Source organism: Bacillus sp. 3G2 (genome assembly GCF_044324725.1).
In the GTDB taxonomy this organism is placed as follows: domain Bacteria; phylum Bacillota; class Bacilli; order Bacillales; family Bacillaceae_G; genus Bacillus_A; species Bacillus_A mobilis.
Genome location: NZ_CP172246.1, coordinates 3,861,891 through 3,882,138, shown reverse-complemented (window position 1 = coordinate 3,882,138; position 20,248 = coordinate 3,861,891). Strand labels below are relative to the sequence as shown.

The 20,248-nt window shown below is 35.5% G+C and carries 27 protein-coding genes; 19 read left to right on the top strand and 8 right to left on the bottom strand.

Features of this window, described 5'->3' with window-relative positions; translation table 11 throughout:
* Positions 1-100: 100 nt before the first annotated feature.
* On the bottom strand, positions 101-772 hold the full coding sequence (locus ACHZK0_RS19815) for an SIMPL domain-containing protein (RefSeq protein WP_262740636.1): 672 nt from the start codon (positions 770-772) through the stop codon (positions 101-103).
* Between the two features lie 159 nt (positions 773-931).
* On the opposite strand from ACHZK0_RS19815, the gene ACHZK0_RS19810 reads away from it, so the two are divergent.
* The gene (locus ACHZK0_RS19810; protein WP_262740637.1) at positions 932-1,351 is read left to right on the top strand and encodes a MarR family winged helix-turn-helix transcriptional regulator; all 420 of its coding nucleotides are present in this window, start codon (positions 932-934) and stop codon (positions 1,349-1,351) included.
* Positions 1,352-1,453: 102 nt separating this feature from the next.
* The gene (locus ACHZK0_RS19805; RefSeq protein ID WP_002199436.1) at positions 1,454-1,999 is read left to right on the top strand and encodes a hypothetical protein; all 546 of its coding nucleotides are present in this window, start codon (positions 1,454-1,456) and stop codon (positions 1,997-1,999) included.
* 17 nt (positions 2,000-2,016) lie between these two features.
* On the opposite strand, the gene ACHZK0_RS19800 is transcribed toward ACHZK0_RS19805, so the two are convergent.
* Genes ACHZK0_RS19800 through ACHZK0_RS19780 form a run of 5 tightly spaced genes read right to left on the bottom strand, consistent with a single transcriptional unit; the run spans position 2,017 to position 6,517 of the window.
* Positions 2,017-3,081 carry an ABC-2 transporter permease gene (locus ACHZK0_RS19800; protein WP_395760819.1) on the bottom strand — a complete coding sequence of 355 codons (1,065 nt, stop codon included), beginning with the start codon at positions 3,079-3,081 and terminating at the stop codon, positions 2,017-2,019.
* Positions 3,082-3,119: 38 nt separating this feature from the next.
* On the bottom strand, positions 3,120-4,184 hold the full coding sequence (locus ACHZK0_RS19795) for an ABC transporter permease subunit (RefSeq protein ID WP_395760818.1): 1,065 nt from the start codon (positions 4,182-4,184) through the stop codon (positions 3,120-3,122).
* Positions 4,185-4,196: 12 nt separating this feature from the next.
* Positions 4,197-5,261: an ABC transporter permease subunit gene (locus tag ACHZK0_RS19790; RefSeq protein WP_395760817.1), complete on the bottom strand. Its 1,065-nt coding sequence runs from the start codon at positions 5,259-5,261 to the stop codon at positions 4,197-4,199.
* Positions 5,251-6,132 (bottom strand): ABC transporter ATP-binding protein, encoded by an 882-nt coding sequence (locus ACHZK0_RS19785; protein WP_395760816.1) that lies wholly within the window; start codon positions 6,130-6,132, stop codon positions 5,251-5,253. Before ACHZK0_RS19785 ends, ACHZK0_RS19790 begins: the two co-directional genes overlap by 11 nt.
* Complete coding sequence (locus ACHZK0_RS19780; protein ID WP_270340017.1) at positions 6,098-6,517, bottom strand: GntR family transcriptional regulator; 420 nt, start codon at positions 6,515-6,517, stop codon at positions 6,098-6,100. The genes ACHZK0_RS19785 and ACHZK0_RS19780 overlap by 35 nt, the downstream gene beginning before the upstream one ends.
* A gap of 166 nt (positions 6,518-6,683) precedes the next feature.
* Between ACHZK0_RS19780 and dacF the strand changes: the two genes are divergently transcribed.
* The 14 genes from dacF (at position 6,684) to ACHZK0_RS19710 (ending at position 17,301) form a co-directional block, all read left to right on the top strand.
* Positions 6,684-7,874: a serine-type D-Ala-D-Ala carboxypeptidase DacF gene (dacF, locus tag ACHZK0_RS19775; protein ID WP_000831998.1), complete on the top strand. Its 1,191-nt coding sequence runs from the start codon at positions 6,684-6,686 to the stop codon at positions 7,872-7,874.
* Between the two features lie 170 nt (positions 7,875-8,044).
* Complete coding sequence (gene spoIIAA / locus ACHZK0_RS19770; RefSeq protein WP_000059133.1) at positions 8,045-8,395, top strand: anti-sigma F factor antagonist; 351 nt, start codon at positions 8,045-8,047, stop codon at positions 8,393-8,395.
* Positions 8,396-8,836 (top strand): anti-sigma F factor, encoded by a 441-nt coding sequence (gene spoIIAB, locus ACHZK0_RS19765; RefSeq protein WP_001243399.1) that lies wholly within the window; start codon positions 8,396-8,398, stop codon positions 8,834-8,836.
* A gap of 12 nt (positions 8,837-8,848) precedes the next feature.
* Positions 8,849-9,607 carry an RNA polymerase sporulation sigma factor SigF gene (gene sigF / locus ACHZK0_RS19760; RefSeq protein WP_000350734.1) on the top strand — a complete coding sequence of 253 codons (759 nt, stop codon included), beginning with the start codon at positions 8,849-8,851 and terminating at the stop codon, positions 9,605-9,607.
* Between the two features lie 133 nt (positions 9,608-9,740).
* Positions 9,741-11,267 carry a sodium-dependent transporter gene (locus ACHZK0_RS19755; RefSeq protein ID WP_088022506.1) on the top strand — a complete coding sequence of 509 codons (1,527 nt, stop codon included), beginning with the start codon at positions 9,741-9,743 and terminating at the stop codon, positions 11,265-11,267.
* On the top strand, positions 11,267-11,365 hold the full coding sequence (locus ACHZK0_RS19750) for a methionine/alanine import family NSS transporter small subunit (RefSeq protein WP_000016826.1): 99 nt from the start codon (positions 11,267-11,269) through the stop codon (positions 11,363-11,365). The genes ACHZK0_RS19755 and ACHZK0_RS19750 overlap by 1 nt, the downstream gene beginning before the upstream one ends.
* A gap of 115 nt (positions 11,366-11,480) precedes the next feature.
* Positions 11,481-12,101, top strand: coding sequence for a stage V sporulation protein SpoVAA (gene spoVAA / locus ACHZK0_RS19745; protein ID WP_262740642.1), 621 nt, complete (start codon positions 11,481-11,483; stop codon positions 12,099-12,101).
* Positions 12,094-12,510, top strand: a complete 417-nt coding sequence (gene spoVAB, locus ACHZK0_RS19740) for a stage V sporulation protein SpoVAB (protein WP_395761737.1) — start codon at positions 12,094-12,096, stop codon at positions 12,508-12,510. The genes spoVAA and spoVAB overlap by 8 nt, the downstream gene beginning before the upstream one ends.
* 14 nt (positions 12,511-12,524) lie before the next feature.
* A complete protein-coding gene (spoVAC, locus tag ACHZK0_RS19735) occupies positions 12,525-12,983 on the top strand; it encodes a stage V sporulation protein AC (protein ID WP_061679106.1) in 459 nt (152 codons plus the stop codon).
* A gap of 13 nt (positions 12,984-12,996) precedes the next feature.
* On the top strand, positions 12,997-14,013 hold the full coding sequence (spoVAD, locus tag ACHZK0_RS19730; RefSeq protein ID WP_262740643.1) for a stage V sporulation protein AD: 1,017 nt from the start codon (positions 12,997-12,999) through the stop codon (positions 14,011-14,013).
* A gap of 3 nt (positions 14,014-14,016) precedes the next feature.
* Positions 14,017-14,367 (top strand): stage V sporulation protein AE, encoded by a 351-nt coding sequence (gene spoVAE, locus ACHZK0_RS19725; RefSeq protein ID WP_270340020.1) that lies wholly within the window; start codon positions 14,017-14,019, stop codon positions 14,365-14,367.
* Positions 14,368-14,372: 5 nt separating this feature from the next.
* Positions 14,373-14,942: a stage V sporulation protein AE gene (locus tag ACHZK0_RS19720; RefSeq protein WP_262740645.1), complete on the top strand. Its 570-nt coding sequence runs from the start codon at positions 14,373-14,375 to the stop codon at positions 14,940-14,942.
* The gene (gene spoVAF, locus ACHZK0_RS19715; RefSeq protein ID WP_061679110.1) at positions 14,929-16,401 is read left to right on the top strand and encodes a spore germination protein SpoVAF; all 1,473 of its coding nucleotides are present in this window, start codon (positions 14,929-14,931) and stop codon (positions 16,399-16,401) included. The genes ACHZK0_RS19720 and spoVAF overlap by 14 nt, the downstream gene beginning before the upstream one ends.
* Before the next feature lie 96 nt (positions 16,402-16,497).
* Positions 16,498-17,301, top strand: a complete 804-nt coding sequence (locus ACHZK0_RS19710; protein ID WP_262740646.1) for a Cof-type HAD-IIB family hydrolase — start codon at positions 16,498-16,500, stop codon at positions 17,299-17,301.
* Positions 17,302-17,332: 31 nt separating this feature from the next.
* On the opposite strand, the gene ACHZK0_RS19705 is transcribed toward ACHZK0_RS19710, so the two are convergent.
* On the bottom strand, positions 17,333-18,199 hold the full coding sequence (locus ACHZK0_RS19705; protein ID WP_000850509.1) for a DUF1002 domain-containing protein: 867 nt from the start codon (positions 18,197-18,199) through the stop codon (positions 17,333-17,335).
* A gap of 187 nt (positions 18,200-18,386) precedes the next feature.
* On the opposite strand from ACHZK0_RS19705, the gene ACHZK0_RS19700 reads away from it, so the two are divergent.
* From ACHZK0_RS19700 to ribT, 3 genes are all read left to right on the top strand, one after another.
* Positions 18,387-18,824, top strand: a complete 438-nt coding sequence (locus ACHZK0_RS19700) for a peptidylprolyl isomerase (protein ID WP_000853785.1) — start codon at positions 18,387-18,389, stop codon at positions 18,822-18,824.
* 221 nt (positions 18,825-19,045) lie between these two features.
* A complete protein-coding gene (locus ACHZK0_RS19695; protein WP_262740674.1) occupies positions 19,046-19,228 on the top strand; it encodes a hypothetical protein in 183 nt (60 codons plus the stop codon).
* 67 nt (positions 19,229-19,295) lie between these two features.
* Positions 19,296-19,664 (top strand): GNAT family N-acetyltransferase RibT, encoded by a 369-nt coding sequence (gene ribT, locus ACHZK0_RS19690; protein ID WP_000908397.1) that lies wholly within the window; start codon positions 19,296-19,298, stop codon positions 19,662-19,664.
* Between the two features lie 20 nt (positions 19,665-19,684).
* Here the strand turns inward: ribT and ACHZK0_RS19685 are convergent, their stop codons facing one another.
* Complete coding sequence (locus ACHZK0_RS19685; RefSeq protein WP_071721270.1) at positions 19,685-20,203, bottom strand: DUF309 domain-containing protein; 519 nt, start codon at positions 20,201-20,203, stop codon at positions 19,685-19,687.
* Positions 20,204-20,248: the final 45 nt, after the last annotated feature.

The following is a 20,248-nucleotide window of genomic DNA, read 5'->3' as shown; positions in this document are numbered from 1 at the left end:
GTGATATCTCTTTTGTAAGAGCTCACCGTCCTTTATTATATCAGAACATCATGTTTTTACAACAAGGAAAATGATAACGTTTACTTATAAATGAAATTATTTATAAATACGTAAAAATCGCTCGTATTGTTGAAATGATTTCTAATTCTCCCGATTGAATGGGCGGAGCTGCTTGCGCATGTAAAGTAGCAAAGGACGCAACTTCTCGTGGTAATTGAGCAGATTCTTCAACGAATGAGAGTGGAACAGGATTAATGTTTAAATTGTATGTACTCGCAATAGCACGAGCTTTTTCTACCGCTTGTTGCAGAGCTTGAATGAGAGCTTGCTCATAATATTTATTTGGATGAGATATCCGAAAACGTAAACCTTTTGCTAAGTTTGCTCCATTTGAAACGGCTATATCATATACTTCCCCTGCTTTTTGTACATTTAAAACGGTAATTTCATACAAATGTTCCACACGGTATCCTTGTAGTAATGCTTTATCATTTACATATTCGTACTGGGGCGTAATCGTATATGAAATGGTTTCTATATTTTTGTCGGCAATACCTAGTTGTTTTAGTGCATCTAATAATTGTTGTGATTGCACTGCATTTTCTTCTTGTGCCTGCTTTACATTTTTATGATCTGTACGAATACCAATCGTTAATATAACAACATTTGGTTTTGCTTTTACAACACCTTCACCTTGCACTGTAATGGTAGCTTCTTTTCCAGTATTAGCTGTACGTACATTGTGTAAATAAGGGTTCATTCCACCTTGCATTTTCCATCACCATCCTTATTTATATGTATATGTGTGAACAAAAAAGAAATTTGTATGAAAAAGTTACATAAATGAGAATGTTAAAGAAAGAAAGCATATACAACGAGGGTATTTATAGATTATAATATGTGTAAATATGATAAAAAAGGGACGAGGCTAGTGAACGAAAAAAGAGAAACACTGATTTTAGAGTTATCCGGATCATTTCGAAAGATGATACGTTTATTACAAAATGATATTAATACACGTTTTGCAGAGCATATGCCATATAATGAATTTTCTGTATTACGCGCGTTATTTTTAAAGAGTCCACAGATGGCTTCGCAAATTGCGAGTGAAGTAAACGTAACCTCTAGTCATATTACAGCTGTTACTGATCGTCTCGTACGAAAAGGGTTTGTAGAAAGAAAGCGTTCAAATTCAGACCGTCGTATCGTGTACTTAGAAATTACAGAACACGGAAGAGAAGTAACTGAAAAACTTGAAGCTGTGCGTAAAGAGTATTATAAAGAGAGATTTAAAGGTTGGAGCGACCAAGAAATAGAAATGGTTTTAGATTTATTTGGCCGCGTATTATAATAAATGAGGATAGGAAGCGAAAGCTTTCCTATCCTTTTTCTTTTGAATAAAAACATTTTGAAACTCCAATACTTTAATTAAAAAGAATCGGAGTGAAAAATTATGAAACGTATTTCTATGCTTTTCATTATGATTGGAAGTTTTTTCTGCTTTAATCAATTCGCGGATGCCGCAACGCCTCTTCAAGTCGTTCAAAAAGAATTACAACATATTTCAAATAAGCAACCTGTTTTATATTCAAAACTATGGATTCGTTCAATGCAGAATGCTATTTTATTTCATCATAGTGATAACATTCGGCATGAAGATACGATTAGTAATGTAACAAAGTCTTCTCTTGTAAAAGTAAAACAACTTCCACTTCAGAAAGCATCGCAGTACATCCCGAGATTATCACAATATATTTCTAAGTTTGAGGCTGAGAATGTGCAAGTGTATTATGTTGCAGCTCGTTATGAAGTGAAAAAAGAAAATCCATATCAGTTAAATGGAATGAATTATTTTATGCAGGTGTTTATTCAACAAGGCGGAGAATGGAGAATTGCTGAAAGTATAGTTGCTCCAACAGATCAAATCGTGGCAAATGGTGACGGGTTTGGAACGAAGCAAGAAAAAGAATATGGGAAAAGAAGAGAGAATGTGAAATAACCTCCTTTTGAAGGAGGTTATTTCGTACGAAGTAAAAATTTTTTATTTATGAAATAGTTAAGTATTACATAGCTAAATACCCCTATTATTATGAATCCAGCATAATAACTTAATATCGGGTCATTTTTTCCACCTGTTAACCGGCCCCCTAATAGTGCGAAACATATTGTGACACACGGCATAAATAGACGGTGTAGTTTAGTGAATAATAATATTTTACCGTTATTTTCATTTTTTGTTCGATTATAGAAAAATACTCCTAACGGTAAAAGAATAAGAATATACAGAATCGGAGTGATAAGTTTCCAGATGGGTTGGAATTGGTGGTGTACCTTAACGGATTCTTTTAGATTATTAATGTTTACTTCTTTTACTTCTGGATTGAATGTATAAGATATATAAGTATTATTAGTAGGTGCAAAAACTTCAATGTTCTCTACATATGATGTGTAATTCGCTTTCTTAAGGAAAAATTCAGTTGTAGATATATTTGTGTGAATCCAAGTGAAATGAAACAGCAACATGCTTAGTCCAGATGGTAATATAATAAAAACTAAGCTTAATATACTATGTGAAATGACATTCCCAGCAATTGTTCCAATAAAAATGGCTATTGTAAAAATCGCAATCCATGTAATGGTAACATAACATAATAATGTAAGTATTGGCCCGAAAGATTGATATTGGTTAAACAGATTAATCTTTAGGGTAAAATACATTAAGATGATATTAAGGCTCATTATGAATATAATTGCAATTGTCCCGAACAGCCATTTAGAAAGAAAAAGTTCTTTTCTCGTGAATGGCATTGCGAATAACAGATAATCTGTTTGATTTTGTCTTTCCCAACTTATTAATGAACAAGCGAGTAATATGAAAGTTGGGATGAAGGGGATGATAAGAGTATCCCCATTTAAACTATAGCTGAAATAGTTTAAATGGTTTGCTGAAAGACTTGTTAGTTGAATCTGTAAATCATTAAAATAGCTAATAGGTAAAAACCAAAAACTACTACAAGCAAAGAGTAAAAGAATATACTTACTTTGCTTGTAATGATGTAACCATAAAGCCTTATAAAACATGTTATTCCTCCAATACCCAACATGTGATTATGTTGAATTTAGTTAATATTCCAAGTAAACTTCCATTTTAATATTTTAGGTAGGAAGAAATACATAATGAAACTAGTCACTAAAAATCCGATGTAAAAGCTAGACAATGACTGCGCGCGACTTAGCATTAAACCTCCAACAATCCCACCAAAGAAAATCGCACAAGCTAAAACTACCTTTTGTAGTTTCGGATATAATAAGTAGTTACCATTTCGCTCATTGGCTGAACGGGCATATAAATATATACCGAGTGGTAATAAAACAATGATATGCGCGATAGGTCCAATCAATGTTTTTGCCGATGGAATCTTTGTAAAGTTTGGTTCGTTATGACGCACTCCATCCTCATCGGTATAAGCATTTTGAGGATTGTAATCAAAGCGAATAGTAAAATCTTCTGCTGGACTAGAAATAAGTATGTTTTCCATAATATCATGTATACTACCAGTGTTCTCATGAAAGTCGGCATTCGAGTGAACAGCAATGACGCCTGAAATAAGTACTGGAAGTAATACTGGGAACATGAATAGAGCTGCAGTGAGAAATCCTTGCGATATAACATTTCCAGCGATTGTTCCTATACATAAGGCAAGTGTATAAATAGCGATTAATACAATTAACATGTATATAAAGTAACTATGGAATGGGGAGAATACTTGATATTTATTATGAAAAGTCAACTTTTTCATAATAGCAAGTAGTCCCCAGTTTAAAATGACAACAGCGACGATATTACAGATTCCAAACAACCACTTTGTTATATAAAGGTGTGAACGTTTAAATGGCATAGACCATAACAAGTCGCTAGCGTTATTTTGTCTTTCCCATCCAATTAACGTACAAGCTAGCAAGATAAGCACACTACCTAACAGTATGACGGGATTTATGAGTGTTAAATCAAAATTGTAATGATATACATAGTTCCATTTTTTATTGTCATTTAGAAATTGCTGCTGTTGAATAGAAGTCATATAGTAGTAATAGGACAAAGTATAGAAGCTGACGAGCCAAAATAACCATACAACATATTTACTTTGTTGATATGTTCTTAGCCATAGTGCTTTTTGAAACATAGGATCTCTCCTTTAAAAAACTTTATAATTTGTTAGGCGTGATAATACAACATAAGTAATGATTCCGGTTAGAAACAAACCGATATAGTAGCTAGGTAAGAAAGAAAAATGGTTTATTTTATAGCCGCCTAGTAATGCAAAGTAAATGGTTGTTCCCCATATCCATATTTTTAAATGTTTTTGGAAAATAAATATTTTTTGAGTGTTTTCATTTGGTGATCGTGTATACAAATATGTTCCAAGTAGTAAGTAAACTATTGTATAAAAAATAGGGACTAACATTGATTTTGCTAAATAATACGTATGAGATGCTGGATCCCTTAAAGTAGTTGAGTCATTTTCCTTTTTACGTGATTCAGGATTATAATGGTAATAAATCGTGAAGTTATATATTGGTGCAACTATATTTGTTTTTTTATTGATTTCATAAAGTTGTTCATATAGCTTATAATTTTTAGGGCCGGTAGCTTCTAAATGATTTATCGTAAAAGTGTACACTAGTGGAATAAATGTAAGTCCCATTAGTAGCCATGGAATACAAAAAACAATCTGGGAAATAATGCTTCCAGTAAAAGTACCGATGCAAAGTGCAGCTGTATAGACTGCAACATAAGAAACAATTGCATAAAGAAAGTATCGATGAAACGGACTAAATGATTGATAATCAAAATGAATAGTTGTTCTATAAATAACATACATAAGAATCCAATTTATAAGTAATGAGCTCACAATACAAAAGGAACCGAAAGCCCATTTAGATAAGAAAACATCTTTTCTTTTAAACGGCATCGTCATAAGTAGTGTATTAGATTGGTTACTACGTTCCAAACCTATTAATAAGCAGGCTAAAGCGATGATAAGAACAGTTAACCAAAAACTATTACCTTCTCCTGAAGTAAAGGTATAAAAATAATAATACTGTTTCCCTTTTTCTTGTAATTCGTAATATGCATCGAGTTGTCTTTGAGCACTGCTATAGTAGCCAAAAGATAACAAGTAAAGCGAACTAAAGAAGAATAGCAACACGGCATATTTCCCACGCTTCCAATTCCACATCCACAACGCCTTATGAAACATACCCATCCTCCTCTAGTGTCGTAACGAAGACATCTTCAAGTGACATTGTTAATTCTTCAATGAGTATAGGTTGCTCTTTATAAAACTTCTCCAGTGTTGTAGCCACATTTCCCTCGATTAAGATTGTATATACTTTTCCTGTTTGGTTTAATATTTTAATATTGCTTAAGTTTTCTAGTTTTTGAGGTAATGACCGCTCATAAGCTACTTGTATTTTTGCAAATCGTGATTTTGCATCGTCTAGTGATGTAATAGAAGATATAGTATGGCCTTTTAATATAATGATTGTATCTGCAATTTGTTCCACTTCATCTAAATGGTGAGTTGAGATGAAAATGGTAATCTCTTTTTCTGCAACCTCTCCAACGAGAAACTGTAAAATTTGCCTTTTCACAATAGGATCAAGTCCATTTGTCGGTTCATCTAAAATGATATATTCTGCCTTTGTAGAAACGGCTAAAATGATGGCAAGTAGTGCTTTCATTCCTTTTGAATAGCTACGAATTCGTTTGTTAGGTAAGTTAAAACGTTCTAATAGTTCATAGAAATATGCTTCATCAAATGCGGTATAAACTTCTTTATAAAATTTTACAATTTCTTTTACCGTATATCCGTTCAATATGTTAGTAGAATCAGGGACATATACGATTTTTTGCTTTATTTCAGGACTCTGATGAATGTTTGTATCTTCATATGTAACAGTCCCTTCATCAGGATCTAAAATACCGACCATCGTTCGTAATAAAGTTGTTTTCCCCGCACCGTTTCTTCCGAGTAATCCGATGATACTTCCTCTTTGTAATGTGAAAGAAACATCATCTAAAATCGTTTGATTATCAATTGTTTTCTTCAAGCTCGTCACTTTCAGCATCCGCATTTCCTCCAATCTCTTTGTAGTATGAATCTATCCAATCATGAATTTTATCTTTCGTAACACCAAGATAAGAGGCTTCTAATAGTAATTGATGAAATTGCTTTTCAACCATAGCGATTTTCCTTTCGTCTAATGTTGGGGTAATCGATTGGGATACAAATGTTCCTTTTCCTCGTAATGTTTCAATAATCCCTTGTCGCTCTAACTCTTGGTACGCTTTACTCACTGTATTTGGATTTATAACGAGTAAAGAAGCGAGTTCGCGTACAGAAGGTAGTTTGTCACTTGGAGCTAACATGTTCTTTAACACGAGTTCTTTTATATTTTGAACAATTTGTTCCCATATCGGAGTGTTGCTTCTTGGATCAAGTTGAATATGCAAGAGCAATGTCTCCTTTCTGACTTGTATTAAGTGTACTACTGTGTGTAATACACTTAATACAATATAGGTGATGAATGTATTTGTCAACTTGAAATTTTAGAAAAATATGGTATTAAAAAATAAAAAATTGGAAAAAATAGGTCTGATATAGAATGGAGGGTTAGTCATGAAGCGAGTTTTTGGAATACTTGTTTGTTTCATGTTATTGCTTTCTGGTACTTCAGTTAGTTTCGCACAATCTGAGAAAACGAAGCAGGAGAAAACAGAAGAAACAACGCCGAAGTTAGCGGAACAAGCGTCGTCAGCAATTGTAATTGAACAAGATACAGGTAAAGTTTTGTTTGATAAAAATCCAAATGAGAAGTTACCACCTGCTAGTATGACGAAGATTATGACAATGCTATTAATTATGGAACAAGTTGAAAAAGGAAAATTAAAACTAACCGATAAAGTTAGAGCAAGTGAGCATGCAGCTTCAATGGGTGGGTCACAAATCTTTTTAGAGCCTGGGGAAGAGATGACTGTAAATGAAATGCTAAAGGGTATTGCCATTGCATCTGGAAATGATGCATCTGTTGCAGTAGCGGAGCATATCGCTGGTTCAGAAGAAGGTTTTGTAAATATGATGAACAAAAAAGCGAAAGATTTAGGATTGAAAAACACTCATTTCCAAAACCCAACAGGTCTTCCGGCTAAAGACCATTATTCTACAGCAAATGATATGGCTATAATGGCGAGAGAATTAATGAAGTACCCACTTATTCGCAAATACACAGGTAAATATGAAGACTATTTACGTGAAGATACGGATAAGAAGTTTTGGCTTGTGAATACGAATAAGTTAGTACGTTTTTATCCTGGAGTAGATGGCGTGAAAACGGGCTTTACGACAGAAGCAAAATATTGTTTAACAGCATCGGCTGAAAAGAATGGAATGCGTGTTATTTCAGTTGTTATGGGTGCACCTACATCGAAAGAACGGAACAATCAAGTAACGAAGCTTCTTGACTATGCATTTGGTCAATATATGACAAAGAAATTGTATACACGAGGCGAAAAAATTAAGACTGTCCAAGTAGGAAAAGGGAAAAAAGAAAAAGTAGATTTAGTTGCGTCAGACAATGTGTCTCTTCTTATGAAGAAGGGCGAAAATATGGACAAAGTAAAGCAAGAAGTAATTGCTGAAAAGAAAGTGAAAGCGCCGATTAAAAAGGGCGATGCACTAGGTACACTTGTTATTAAAAAAGATAAAGATGTTTTATTAAAACAAACAATTGTAGCAAAAGAAGATGTTGCTGCAGCGAGCTGGTGGGAGTTATTTAAAAGAAGTTTTGGGATGTTTTCAACATCAAAATAGCGGCAAACATTTTGCCGCTTTTCTATTCGTATGAAAGTAAATAATTGCTGAATGGTTTCACTTTATGGCGAAATAGTTCTTCTTTTGTCAGTAGGAAGGATTCTTATGTTGAATCACGAAAATCTTTATGTATGTAAATGAGTAAAGTTTGAGCATAAGGAGGAAATCGTGTGAGTCTTTCCATGCAATTAGAAGTAAAACGTGACGTCCTATGTGTGAGACTAGCGGGTGAACTAGATCATCATACTGCTGAAGAGTTGCGAACGAAAGTAACAGATATGATTGAGACACATGGTGTTCATCATATTGTTTTGAGCCTAGAGAACTTATCGTTTATGGATAGTTCGGGTTTAGGTGTTATATTAGGCCGATATAAGCATGTAAAGGGATTAGGTGGAGAAATGGTTGTTTGTGCAATTTCACCGCCTGTTAAACGTTTATTTGAAATGTCGGGCTTATTTAAAATTGTTCGCTTAGAAGAAAGTGAAGCGCATGCGCTCGCGACGTTGGGGGTGGCATAAATGAGAAATGAAATGAACCTTCAATTTTCAGCATTAAGTCAAAATGAATCGTTCGCTCGCGTTACAGTAGCTGCTTTCATTGCGCAACTAGACCCAACGATGGAAGAACTTACGGAGATTAAAACAGTTGTGTCAGAAGCAGTTACAAATGCAATTATTCATGGGTACGAAGGAAATGCAGAAGGTGTTGTTTATATTTCTGTAATTTTGGAAGAAGCAATGGTGAAACTCACGATTCGAGATGAAGGGATTGGCATCTTTGATTTAGATGAGGCAAGACAACCCCTTTTTACAACTAAACCTGAATTAGAGCGTTCCGGAATGGGATTTACTATCATGGAAAATTTTATGGATGAAGTAGAAGTTATTTCAAACGAATCTTTCGGGACAACAATCCATTTGACAAAATACTTATCAAATAGTAACGCTCTATGCAATTAAGGAGAATAGCCTATGGACATAGAGGTCAAAAATGAGAAGAAGAAACCTCAGTTAAAGGACCACGAGCTAAAAGCGTTAATTCAACAAAGTCAAGATGGAGATCAACAAGCGAGAGATACAATCGTTCAAAGTAATATGCGTCTCGTATGGTCGGTTGTGCAGCGTTTTCTTAATCGAGGATACGAACCAGACGATTTATTTCAAATTGGATGTATTGGGCTCTTAAAATCGGTAGATAAATTTGATTTATCTTTCGACGTGAAATTTTCAACATATGCAGTTCCAATGATTATTGGAGAAATACAACGATTTTTACGTGATGATGGATCAGTGAAAGTAAGTAGATCTTTAAAAGAAACAGGAAATAAAATTCGAAAGATGAGAGACGAGCTTTCGAAAGAATTCGGAAGGGCCCCAACGATTAATGAAGTAGCCGAAGCGTTAGAACTAACGCCAGAGGAAGTGGTTCTTGCGCAAGAAGCGAGTCGAGCTCCTTCATCTATACATGAAACGGTGTATGAAAACGACGGGGACCCAATTACTATTTTAGATCAAATTGCAGATCAATCTGAAACGAAATGGTTTGATAAAATTGCTTTAAAAGAAGCAATTAGAGAATTAGATGAGCGAGAACGTTTAATTGTGTATTTGCGCTACTATAAAGACCAAACGCAATCGGAAGTAGCGGAGCGAATAGGTATTTCGCAAGTACAAGTTTCAAGACTTGAAAAGAAAATATTAAAACAGATGAAAGATCGAATAGATGAATAGCTATTCGATCTTTTTTTATGCCTTTACTAGGAGGAGATTGTAAACTTTCGTAAAAATTAACAGAATTTATTGATAATTTAGTAAATTTAAAATATAATCCAGGTATGAACTTGTCACAAAGGGGGAAGGAAATATGGAAACGAGGCAACAATGGGGAACGAGGGCTGGATTTATTTTCGCAGCGGTCGGCTCTGCCGTTGGATTAGGAAACATATGGCGTTTTCCTTATACAGCGTATGAAAATGGAGGAGGCGCATTCTTTTTACCGTACTTATTCGCATTATTAACGACTGGTATTTCATTATTAGCGTTTGAATTTGCTCTTGGGCATCGTCACCGTGGTTCAGCGCCACTTACGTTCTTCCGTATTAGTCCGCGTGCTGAATTCATCGGATGGTGGCAAATGTGTGTAACGTTTATCGTTTCAACATATTATGCAGTAATTATTGCTTGGTCTATTTCATATACGTACTTTGCAATTACTGGAGCATGGGGGAAAGACACGCAATCATTTTTATTTAAAGAGTACTTACATGTTGCAGATAAGCCAGGGCAGTTTGGGGGGCTTGTGCCGGAAGTATTAATTCCATTAGCTCTCGTTTGGATTATTGTGCTTGGCGTTGCATTCAAAGGAGTTAAAAAAGGAATTGAAGTGGTTAACCGCATTTTCATTCCTTTACTAGTTGTTATGTTCCTTATTATCGTAGTTCGTGCAGTGACGATGGAAGGTGCGATGCAAGGATTAGATGCATTCTTCAAACCAGATTGGAGTCGTATTTTTGATGGGAAGGTATGGCTTGCTGCTTATGGTCAAATTTTCTTTAGTTTATCTTTAGCATTTGGAATTATGATTACGTATTCTAGTTATTTACCGAAAAACTCAGATACAACAAATAATGCCTTTATTACTGGCTTTGCAAACTCAGGATTTGAATTATTAGCAGGGATTGGGGTCTTTGCAGCTCTTGGATTTATGGCAAACAATATGGGGGTACCAGTTGATAAAGTAGCAAGTGCTGGTGTAGGACTTGCATTCGTAGTATTCCCGCAAATTATTAATGAATTACCGATGTCACCGTTATTTGGCGTATTATTTTTCTTATCATTAACGGTTGCCGGGATTACATCTCTTATCTCGCTTGCCGAAGTATGTTTTGCTGCCGTATCTGAAAAGTTCAGCTTAAGCCGCCAAAAAACAATTGGAATTATGGGGACGCTTCTCGTACTAGTTTCTCTTGTTTTTGCAACACGTGGCGGGCTTATGTTCCTAGATGTTGTTGATTATTTCGCTAATAACTTCGGATTAATTTCAATTGCATTAGCGGAAGTAGTTACGATAGGGCTCATTCTACGCCGTTTACCAGTTTATCAAAATCACGCAAACTTCGTATCTGATATTAAGTTAGGGACGTTTTGGAGGGTGAGTTTACTCGTTATTACCCCGCTTATGTTAGGGTACATGTTAATTGATGGTACAATCCAAAATATTAAAAAGAACTACGGAGATTATCCAACGGAGTTTGTCGTAACATATGGTTGGTCAATTGCAGCAGCATTCCTTATCGTTGCACTAATTATTAGTCTAAAGAAATGGAATGCACAAATACATTCAGATTCTGCTAAGCTTGAAAAAGAATGGAAAGATCGGGGTGTTTCATAATGAGCGGATCAGCGATTATGATGATGGTTATTGGTATAGTAGTCATTTGGGGAGGACTCGCATTAAGTATTGCAAATTTATTTAAGAAAAAGGCATAAACAAAAAACATCTGTACCGAAACGGTACAGATGTTTTTTTGTGAAAAAATTGTATTAGAAAAAAATTCAATAACCATACTACAACTACGAGGAAGAGTGAAGAGGTGAATGGAAATTGGAACAAACAATTTATATTAAAATGCGTAATCGATTAAAAGTTTCGCCTACGTATGAAGTGAAGCTGGGTGATGTTGCTCAACTTGCGGGAGATGCTCTCGTAGTTCAGTCGCTACAGGATGAGGTAATTTACAAAATAACAGCGCATGATAAGACGCATGTCGTAATTGATGTGATGAAAATAATTGAGATTATTAGGCAAAAAGTGGCCCATATACAAATTAATTTACTCGGTTCTGGACAAACTCTTGTTGAAATTATATATGAAAAAAAGAAAGTACATCCAATTTTCTTCGGACTTGTATGGTTGTTACTGTTCATTGGAGCGGCCCTTGCGATCATTTATTTTCATGAAGATGTAAGCATGCAACAAGTGCACCAGCGCCTATATTACATGATTACGGGAGAATTTAAGGCACAACCACTTTTATTTCAAATTCCTTATTCATTAGGTCTTGGGTTAGGTATGGTCTTATTTTTTAATCATGTATTTCAAAAGCGAATTAATGAAGAGCCGAGTCCGTTAGAAGTGGAGATGTTCCAATATCAGCAGTCACTTGACCAATATGTAATTGTTCATGAAAACAAGGACAATATGAAACAACTTGCCGATGATTGAGTCTGGGCTTGTTATTTTAATTGGTTTAGCGGGAGGGATTGCAGTAGGTAGCGGCTATGTCGCATTTTTAGCTGTACTTGGTATAATCCCTCGTCTAGCTCAATTAACGAGAAGTGGAAAGCACATTCAATATTTTGAGTGGGCAGTTATCGCAGGTACGTTAACAGGGGCTTGGTGTAGTTTGAAAAACATTACATTTCAAACGTCGCAATATTGGCTTGTTATATTAGGGATATTTTGTGGCACATTCGTTGGAATGCTTGCAGCCGCATTAACAGAAGTGTTAAATGTTCTACCTATTTTAGCGAAACGAGTAGGGGTAGAGGAGAAAATTGTTGTTTTACTCGTTGCTCTTGTACTCGGGAAAGTAATAGGCTCGTTGTTTCACTGGATTTATTTCGTAAAGTAGGAGGCAATATATAAATGACAGGGCGAAAACTAAAGGATGATTACATAAATAAAGTGAAGGAGTACCATCCGAAACCAAATTATTTCATAAATTGTGTTAAAGCATTTCTTGTAGGTGGACTCATTTGTACTGTCGGAGAAGTATTGATGAAATTTTATATACATTATTTTCATTTCAGTGAACAAGAGGCAGGAAATCCGACAGTTGCAACACTTGTATTGTTATCGGCGATTTTAACAGGTTGTGGTGTATATGATAAAATCGGTCAATTTGCTGGAGCGGGATCGGCAGTACCGGTTACAGGATTTGCGAATTCTATGGCGAGCGCTGCGCTAGAACATAAGAGTGAAGGAATTGTGCTAGGGGTTGCTACAAATATGTTTAAGCTGGCGGGAAGTGTTATCGTTTTTGGGGTCGTTGGTGCATACGTTATTGGGTTAATAAGATATACTTTTAACATTTTTATGTCTTAAAGGAGGGGCTAGTATGAGGTTGACTGGAAAACAAACGTGGGTATTTCAAAATGATATTTATGTGAATGCAACCGGTACTGCTGTCGGTCCAAAAGAAGCTGAAGGCCCTCTTGGAAAGGATTTTGATATTTCATACGATGATTTACATTGCGGAGAGGAAAACTGGGAACTTGCTGAACGAAGATTAATGTCAGATTCAATTCAACAAGTCTTGCAAAAAGGAAATGTAAAAACATCACAAATTGATTTCTTTTTAGCGGGTGATTTATTAAATCAAACAGTGACAGCAAATTATGTTGCGCGTAAGTGGGGGATTCCCTTTTTAGGGATGTTTAGCGCTTGTGCAACCTCGATGGAGACTTTAGCGGTTGGATCAGCCTTTATAGATGGTGGATTCGCAAATCGTGTTTTAGCGACAGTAAGTAGTCATAATGCGACGGCTGAAAGACAGTTCCGTTATCCAACAGAGTATGGGGGACAAAAACCAGGAACAGCAAATTCCACTGTTACAGGTGCGGGATCCATATTAATTAGTAAAGAAAAAAGTGCTATTAAAATTACGGCAGCTACGATTGGAAAAGTGCAAGATTTAGGGATTGCAAATCCTTTAGATATGGGATCAGCGATGGCACCTGCTGCTGCTCACACAATTCAACAACATTTTGAAGATTTGAAGAGAAGTGCAGCAGATTATGATTTGATTGTTACCGGTGATTTATCAGCTATTGGGACACCAATCGCGAAACAACTGTTACTGGAAGAAGGTTATGATATTGGGCATATATATAATGATTGCGGATTAATGATCTATAATTCCGATCAAGAAGAAGTATTTGCAGGTGGTAGTGGCTGTGCTTGTTCAGCTGTTGTTACGTATGGTCATTTATTAAGCGAGATGCAAAAAGGGAATTTACAACGGATTTTTGTTGTTGCTACTGGTGCGTTATTAAGCCCGATGATGATGCAGCAGAAAGAAACCATTCCAACAATTGCACATGGTGTTGTATTTGAGAGAGTGAAGGGAGAGTGAATTGTGGATTTTATATATGCATTTCTTGTAGGAGGCGCTATTTGTGTAATTGGACAGGTATTGCTAGATTTCGCAAAGTTAACACCAGCCCATTTAATGGCTACCTTTGTAGTACTAGGAGCAGCTTTAGATGGATTTGGATTGTACGATAAGCTTATAAAGTTTGCAGGTGCTGGGGCGACAGTTCCGATTACAAGTTTTGGGCATTCCCTATTACACGGGGCAATGCATGAGGCAGAAAAACACGGATATATAGGGATTGGTATGGGTATGTTTAGTTTAACGTCTGCAGGCATTTCGGCAGCGATATTATTTTCATTTTTTATAGCACTTATATGTAAACCGAAAGGATAAATCAAATGAGACGAAGGGTTATTTTGGTCACAGATGGAGATGAATATGCAAAGCGAGCAATTGAGCTTTTAACGAAGGAATTTGGGGGAAGGTGTATTTCAGCATCACAAAGTAATCCAACCAAATTGACAGGGAAGAAAGTTGTTGAGCTTATTATGCAAACGCCATATGACCCTGTATTTGTTATGTTTGATGACAGTGGATTTATTGGAGAAGGATCTGGTGAAAAGGCTTTAAAATATGTAGCTACACATAAACAAATTGATGTACTGGGGATTTTGGCAGTAGCGTCTAATACACATCATTGGGAATGGGCACGTGTAGATGTAAGTGTAGATCGAAACGGGAATTTAACCGAATACGGTGTTGATAAATTTGGACTTCCAGATGGTGAAATTGGCAGAATTAGCGGAGATACAATTTATTGTTTAGATGATTTGAATGTCCCTGTCATTGTTGGAATTGGTGATATTGGTAAGATGTGTGGAAACGATGAATGGGAGAGAGGATCACCTATTACTAGAAAAGCAATTCAATTAATTTTGGAAAGGAGTGGATTTTATGACGAAGCCTAAAAAAGTGGATATCCCTATTTCATCTTTTTTGAGTGATAATGAAAATTATTTAAAGCAAACAGTTGGGCTAGGGGTTACATATGATGTTGGCATACGTAAATTTCAAATTTTAAATAAAGAAATTGGTGTGTTGTTTGTAAATGGACTTTGTGATACGAATTATATTATCCCTATTTTAGAAGAAGCGGTGGATACAAATGAAATAAGGGATGTAGAAGAAGATACAGTGAAGCTTTTAGAGAATCGCTTAATTCATCAACAAGTAAGTAAAGTGAAAACGATGGATGAAGTAATGCTCCAAGTATTATCAGGACTCATCATTATATTTGTGGAAGGTGAAACGGAAGCGTTTGCAATAGATGTTCGTAGTTATCCGGGCCGAACACCGACAGAGCCAGACACCGAAAAAGTAGTGCGCGGTGCGAGGGATGGATTTGTTGAAAATATCGTTGTAAATACAGCGTTAATCCGTAGAAGGATACGTGACCCGCGTCTTCGAAATGAAATGATTCGAGTAGGAGATAGATCGCAAACGGATATTTGTATTACATATGTACAAGATGTTGCAAATCCGGATTTAGTTAAGATTATAAAACAAGAATTAAATAACATCGATGTCGATGGAATTACGATGGCGGATAAAACAGTGGAAGAATTTGTTGTAAAGCAAAGCTATAATCCATTCCCACTTATTCGGTATACAGAAAGACCAGATGTGGCGGCGAATCATATATTAGAAGGACATGTGCTAGTACTAGTTGATACATCACCAAGTGCTATGATTACTCCAACAACATATTTCCACCATTTACAGCATGCAGAAGAATTTAGGCAAAATCCGGCTGTCGGTACATTTTTACGCTGGGTACGCTTTTTAGGTGTCTTATTCTCCTTGTTTTTACTACCATTTTGGTTAGTATTTGTATTTGATCCAACTCTTTTACCAGCAAATCTTGCTTTCATTGGGCCGAATAAGATGACGCATTTACCGATTTTATTACAAGTGTTGATGGCCGAAATCGGACTTGAGTTTTTAAGGATGGCAGCCATTCATACTCCAACGCCGTTATCGTCTGCAGCAGGATTAATTTCCGCTATATTAATTGGTCAAATAGCAATCGATGTAGGTTTGTTTGTACCAGAAGTTATTTTGTATGTAGCAGTTTCTATGATTGGTGCATATGCAACACCGAGTTATGAATTAGGACTTGGAAATAAGATTGGAAAATTATTTGTTATTATTTTAACCGGTCTCTTCCATGAGATGGGATTTGTAATTGGTATGACGATATTGCTTTTATTTTTAACATCGATAAAGAGTTTACAAACACCATACTTATGGCCATTTCTACCATTTGATTGGGGAGCTTTAACGAAGATTCTAATCCGCCCAACAATGTCTAGTTTAAAAGTGCGTCCAAGTATTGTAAGACCTCAAAATGTAAAAAGACAAAAATAAACGGGATTATACACCCGTTTATTTTTTTAGCAAAAATTTATTGTTTTTTAACAAAAATCAAACATTTTTTGTGTACACTTAGAGTAGATATTGTGTATGGAAGGGGAAGAGGACATGATTAAATTATTTGTAAGTGATTTAGATGATACGCTCGTTTACAATGTGAATCATATGCAAAAAGAAGATGAACGTGCAATTAGTTGGTTAGCTGAAAAAGGGACAAATATTTGTTTTGCCTCTGGCCGCTTTACTCATCGAATTGATGAAGTCGTAAATAGGTTTGCATTCCCGTATTACACAACGAGTTTAAATGGAGCGACGATGTTACTGCCGGATGGACAAATATTTCATGAATCAAGTTTTGAAGATGGGATTGCCCAGGAAATATATCGATATATCCATAAAAAAGGACTAGCAGATATTGTTTGTGCAAATGAGCAACGGTATACAAAAAGAAAGAATGAACATCATCATAATTTTGAAACGTATATGGGCGTGCATATTGCTGAGATAGAAGCATTAGAAGAGGAATTTGGTAAGACTGTACATCCTGCGAAATTGTTTGTTTTTGGGGAAGAAGAGACAATTGCAGCATTAGATAAAGAATTACGCGATACATTTCAGAGCGAAGCAGAAGTTTTTATGTCTGGTAAACGCTATGTTGACATTATGCCAAGGGGAGTAAGTAAAGGGAGTGCTTTAAGGCGACTGATGGAACATTTGCAAATTGAAGCAAATGAAGTTGCATGCATTGGAGATTCTTTCAATGATATTTCTATGTTTGAAGTAACCCCGCATTCATTTACTCTTCATCATGCTCATCCATATGTGAAGGAGAAGGCAAATCATGTTGTTCGTTCGGTTGAAGAAGCTGTTATGAAATTGCCGTTACTTGTATAAAAAAAGAAGCTCGTCACTGACGAGCTTCTTTTTACTTGAATAACGATTTAACAAAATCAATGATACTTGAGAAGAAATCTTTCACTTTATCTAGGAAACCTTGCCCTTCTTCAGATCCTAAAAAGGCAGAAACGTGTTCTTTTGCTTTATTTAACTGACTGCCAACTTGATTCCAATCGATATTAAGATTTTTCATTTTATCAAATAGCGCAACTAAGTTATCTAACTGTTCATCCGTTAATGTAATACCAAGTTGATCCGCAATTTTTTTAATTAATGAACGTAAATCTTCAGTCGTTTTTGGCTGTTCTTTGGCAATTTCTTCTTTAATTTTTGCAACAAGTTGAACTGCTTTTTCTTCACCAATTTTATCGCCGAGCTGGGCTGTTTGCACCATTTCTTCATTGGCTACTTTTTTTACTTCCTCAGGAATTGCTTTGTTCGATGTTGTTTCGTAGGCTTTCATTAAACCGGTTAAAGCAGCAGTTCCTGAAACTTTAAATGGTGCAGTAATTTGAATTTCTGCATCTTTTACACCTGCTGTAATAAGTGCGTTTGTGTACATTGCATCTGTTATTGAATTAATGTTTTTTGAACGTACAATGAGACCAGATCCTGGTTTTGTGTATGTAATCATAGAAGAGGAAATTGCTCTCGTACCAATTTGCGCTTTTGGAACAATCCCTTCTAGAAATTTATGTTCTTCCGCATTAGACACAGTAATGATTGTAGCATCTTTTGGTGCTTTCATTTCTTTTAACAGATCTTGTTTTTGTTGTTCAGACAAGTTTTCTCCTAGTGTAACAATTGATTCTCCTTCGATGATGTCTGCAAACGAAGCTGTTGGCATCATAAATACCGTTACAGCTAATAGCAGAGCTAGTAATTTCGTTTTCACGAAAAATCGCTCCCTTTCTCTTTCTAAAATTTTCGGGCAACACAGTTATTATAGTATATATTTCTTATTTGTCACCTAGCTTTTTCCACATTTCAAAAAAGAAGTATGTAGATTGTCGGATTCTTTTTGTTTCTAGTCATGAATGTGGTAATATAGTGCTGAGATAGTTGAAAGGAGACATATACATATGAAAACTTTAGGATACATATTAATGGAAAATGGTGAAAAAATCGATTTAGAATTTTTCCCAGAAGAGGCACCAAAAACAGTAGAAAACTTTAAAAAACTAGCAGAGCAAGGATTTTATGATGGTGTGACATTCCACCGCGTTATTCCTGGCTTCGTAAGCCAAGGTGGAGATCCAACAGGAACAGGTGCAGGTGGCCCAGGTTACTCTATCCCATGTGAAACTGATGGAAATCCTCATAGACACCTTGTAGGATCACTTTCTATGGCTCACGCTGGTCGTAACACAGGTGGTAGCCAATTCTTTGTTGTTCATGAGCCACAACCACATTTAGATGGTGTACATACTGTATTCGGTAAAGCGACAAGCGGTATTGAAACAGTATTAAACATGCGTCAAGGCGATGTAATGAAAGAAGTTAAAGTTTGGGAAGAATAAGTTAATGGGAAAAGAGAGCTATGGCTCTCTTTTTTGTTTTTTTTAATAGGAATGGGGATTTCGTTTGCGGTACATGATACAAGTAGTACTGTTATTGTAGTGAAAATATGGCGCGTATGAGAACAAAATTTTAACATATTACATAGAATACATTAGATTACATGTTTCAATAAATATTTTTTATTACATTTATTTCGCTAGAATTCATTTGCTCTCAGATGATGAATATTGAAGTGATAATGAGCGGTGGATGTTTCTTTTCGCTTTCATATAACAACGTTTCACCTTCTATCTATTTAGAAAAAATAGTACTGAAACATATATTTGACTTTCTTCTTTTCGCTTTGTATGATTATCAAGTTGTTTTAAGCCCTTCTCACTCTGTTGAAAATATTGTAAAATGAATGTGATATGAAAAGAGTGGTTGAGGGGATTAATAGTTTGTAACTTTTGTAAGAAGGGATAAGGGTTATGTTAATTCGTTTTAAAAAAAGTTATGAAAAGATTGCAATGGGGCTTCTTTCATTTATGCCAACGGAAAAAGATGTGAAAACATTACAATTGACTATGAAAGATTATGAAGCAAAAGATGATTGGCAATTGTATTTGTGGAAACAAAACGAAGATTTTGTTGGGATAATGGGGATTGTAAAAAAAGAGAATCAAGTTTTGGAAATTCAGCATTTGAGTGTGAACCCATCTCATCGTCATATGGGTATTGGGACGAAGATGGTACAAGAGTTAAAGAGCAAATTTCTTGAGTTTACAATTTGCGGAAATGAGCAAACAGCAAGTTTTTGCAAAAAGTGTAAAGGGCTTGAACAAAATATACATTCGTGAAAGCAGAGATAAGTAGTTTATTATCTCTGCTTTCTTTTTTGTAATTGCTCGTTTCGTTCAGTAATGACTTCTGTTCGATCACGTAATGTGTGCTTATGTACTATATATTCACTAGAAGAAGCATTCACGTCTTTCCAAGGGAGGTTTTGTTTCTGACATAATTCCATGCAATGCTTTTCTAATGTTGTATCTGATAATGGTAAAAATAACGGTGTGAAATTTTCTTCTTTCTGTATAGATTGCAATCTATCCTTGAGTAAGAATGGGAGTTGTGTGGCATTTATTCCTAAACGTAGTAAAGGTGCACTGTTTTTTTCTAAAATCGTTATGGCACTTTTCATCATCTTTTCTGCGCCATTCCAGTTAGAGCGTCTTTGATGGTATAAAGAAACTGCAATTTGAATGAGACCAACTAAATAATGATCGCGATCTCCTCTTGGTTTTTCTTTCCAATATTCTTCCAGTATTTCATGGCATTCAAAATAATCATAATCTCCGTGAAAATGAATTAAAAATTGTATGTATTCGGTAGGATACATGTTCTTCACCCCTGTTTAACGGTTATAAATACAAGTGTATCATAG

Bases quoted from the DNA above. Each gene is read 5' to 3' on its own strand.
- ACHZK0_RS19695 (WP_262740674.1), top strand. From the start codon at position 19,046: ATGAATATTGAAGTGATAATGAGCGGTGGATGTTTCTTTTCGCTTTCA.
- ACHZK0_RS19700 (WP_000853785.1), top strand. From the start codon at position 18,387: ATGAAAACTTTAGGATACATATTAATGGAAAATGGTGAAAAAATCGAT.
- ACHZK0_RS19805 (WP_002199436.1), top strand. From the start codon at position 1,454: ATGAAACGTATTTCTATGCTTTTCATTATGATTGGAAGTTTTTTCTGC.
- ACHZK0_RS19755 (WP_088022506.1), top strand. From the start codon at position 9,741: ATGGAAACGAGGCAACAATGGGGAACGAGGGCTGGATTTATTTTCGCA.
- ACHZK0_RS19710 (WP_262740646.1), top strand. From the start codon at position 16,498: ATGGAAGGGGAAGAGGACATGATTAAATTATTTGTAAGTGATTTAGAT.
- dacF (WP_000831998.1), top strand. From the start codon at position 6,684: ATGAAGCGAGTTTTTGGAATACTTGTTTGTTTCATGTTATTGCTTTCT.
- ACHZK0_RS19720 (WP_262740645.1), top strand. From the start codon at position 14,373: ATGAGACGAAGGGTTATTTTGGTCACAGATGGAGATGAATATGCAAAG.
- spoVAF (WP_061679110.1), top strand. From the start codon at position 14,929: ATGACGAAGCCTAAAAAAGTGGATATCCCTATTTCATCTTTTTTGAGT.
- ACHZK0_RS19685 (WP_071721270.1), bottom strand. From the start codon at position 20,203: ATGTATCCTACCGAATACATACAATTTTTAATTCATTTTCACGGAGAT.
- ACHZK0_RS19800 (WP_395760819.1), bottom strand. From the start codon at position 3,081: ATGTTTTATAAGGCTTTATGGTTACATCATTACAAGCAAAGTAAGTAT.
- spoVAC (WP_061679106.1), top strand. From the start codon at position 12,525: ATGACAGGGCGAAAACTAAAGGATGATTACATAAATAAAGTGAAGGAG.
- ACHZK0_RS19750 (WP_000016826.1), top strand. From the start codon at position 11,267: ATGAGCGGATCAGCGATTATGATGATGGTTATTGGTATAGTAGTCATT.
- ACHZK0_RS19815 (WP_262740636.1), bottom strand. From the start codon at position 772: ATGCAAGGTGGAATGAACCCTTATTTACACAATGTACGTACAGCTAAT.
- ribT (WP_000908397.1), top strand. From the start codon at position 19,296: ATGTTAATTCGTTTTAAAAAAAGTTATGAAAAGATTGCAATGGGGCTT.
- spoIIAB (WP_001243399.1), top strand. From the start codon at position 8,396: ATGAGAAATGAAATGAACCTTCAATTTTCAGCATTAAGTCAAAATGAA.
- sigF (WP_000350734.1), top strand. From the start codon at position 8,849: ATGGACATAGAGGTCAAAAATGAGAAGAAGAAACCTCAGTTAAAGGAC.
- spoVAB (WP_395761737.1), top strand. From the start codon at position 12,094: ATGATTGAGTCTGGGCTTGTTATTTTAATTGGTTTAGCGGGAGGGATT.
- spoVAD (WP_262740643.1), top strand. From the start codon at position 12,997: ATGAGGTTGACTGGAAAACAAACGTGGGTATTTCAAAATGATATTTAT.
- ACHZK0_RS19790 (WP_395760817.1), bottom strand. From the start codon at position 5,261: ATGTTTCATAAGGCGTTGTGGATGTGGAATTGGAAGCGTGGGAAATAT.
- ACHZK0_RS19785 (WP_395760816.1), bottom strand. From the start codon at position 6,132: ATGCTGAAAGTGACGAGCTTGAAGAAAACAATTGATAATCAAACGATT.
- ACHZK0_RS19795 (WP_395760818.1), bottom strand. From the start codon at position 4,184: ATGTTTCAAAAAGCACTATGGCTAAGAACATATCAACAAAGTAAATAT.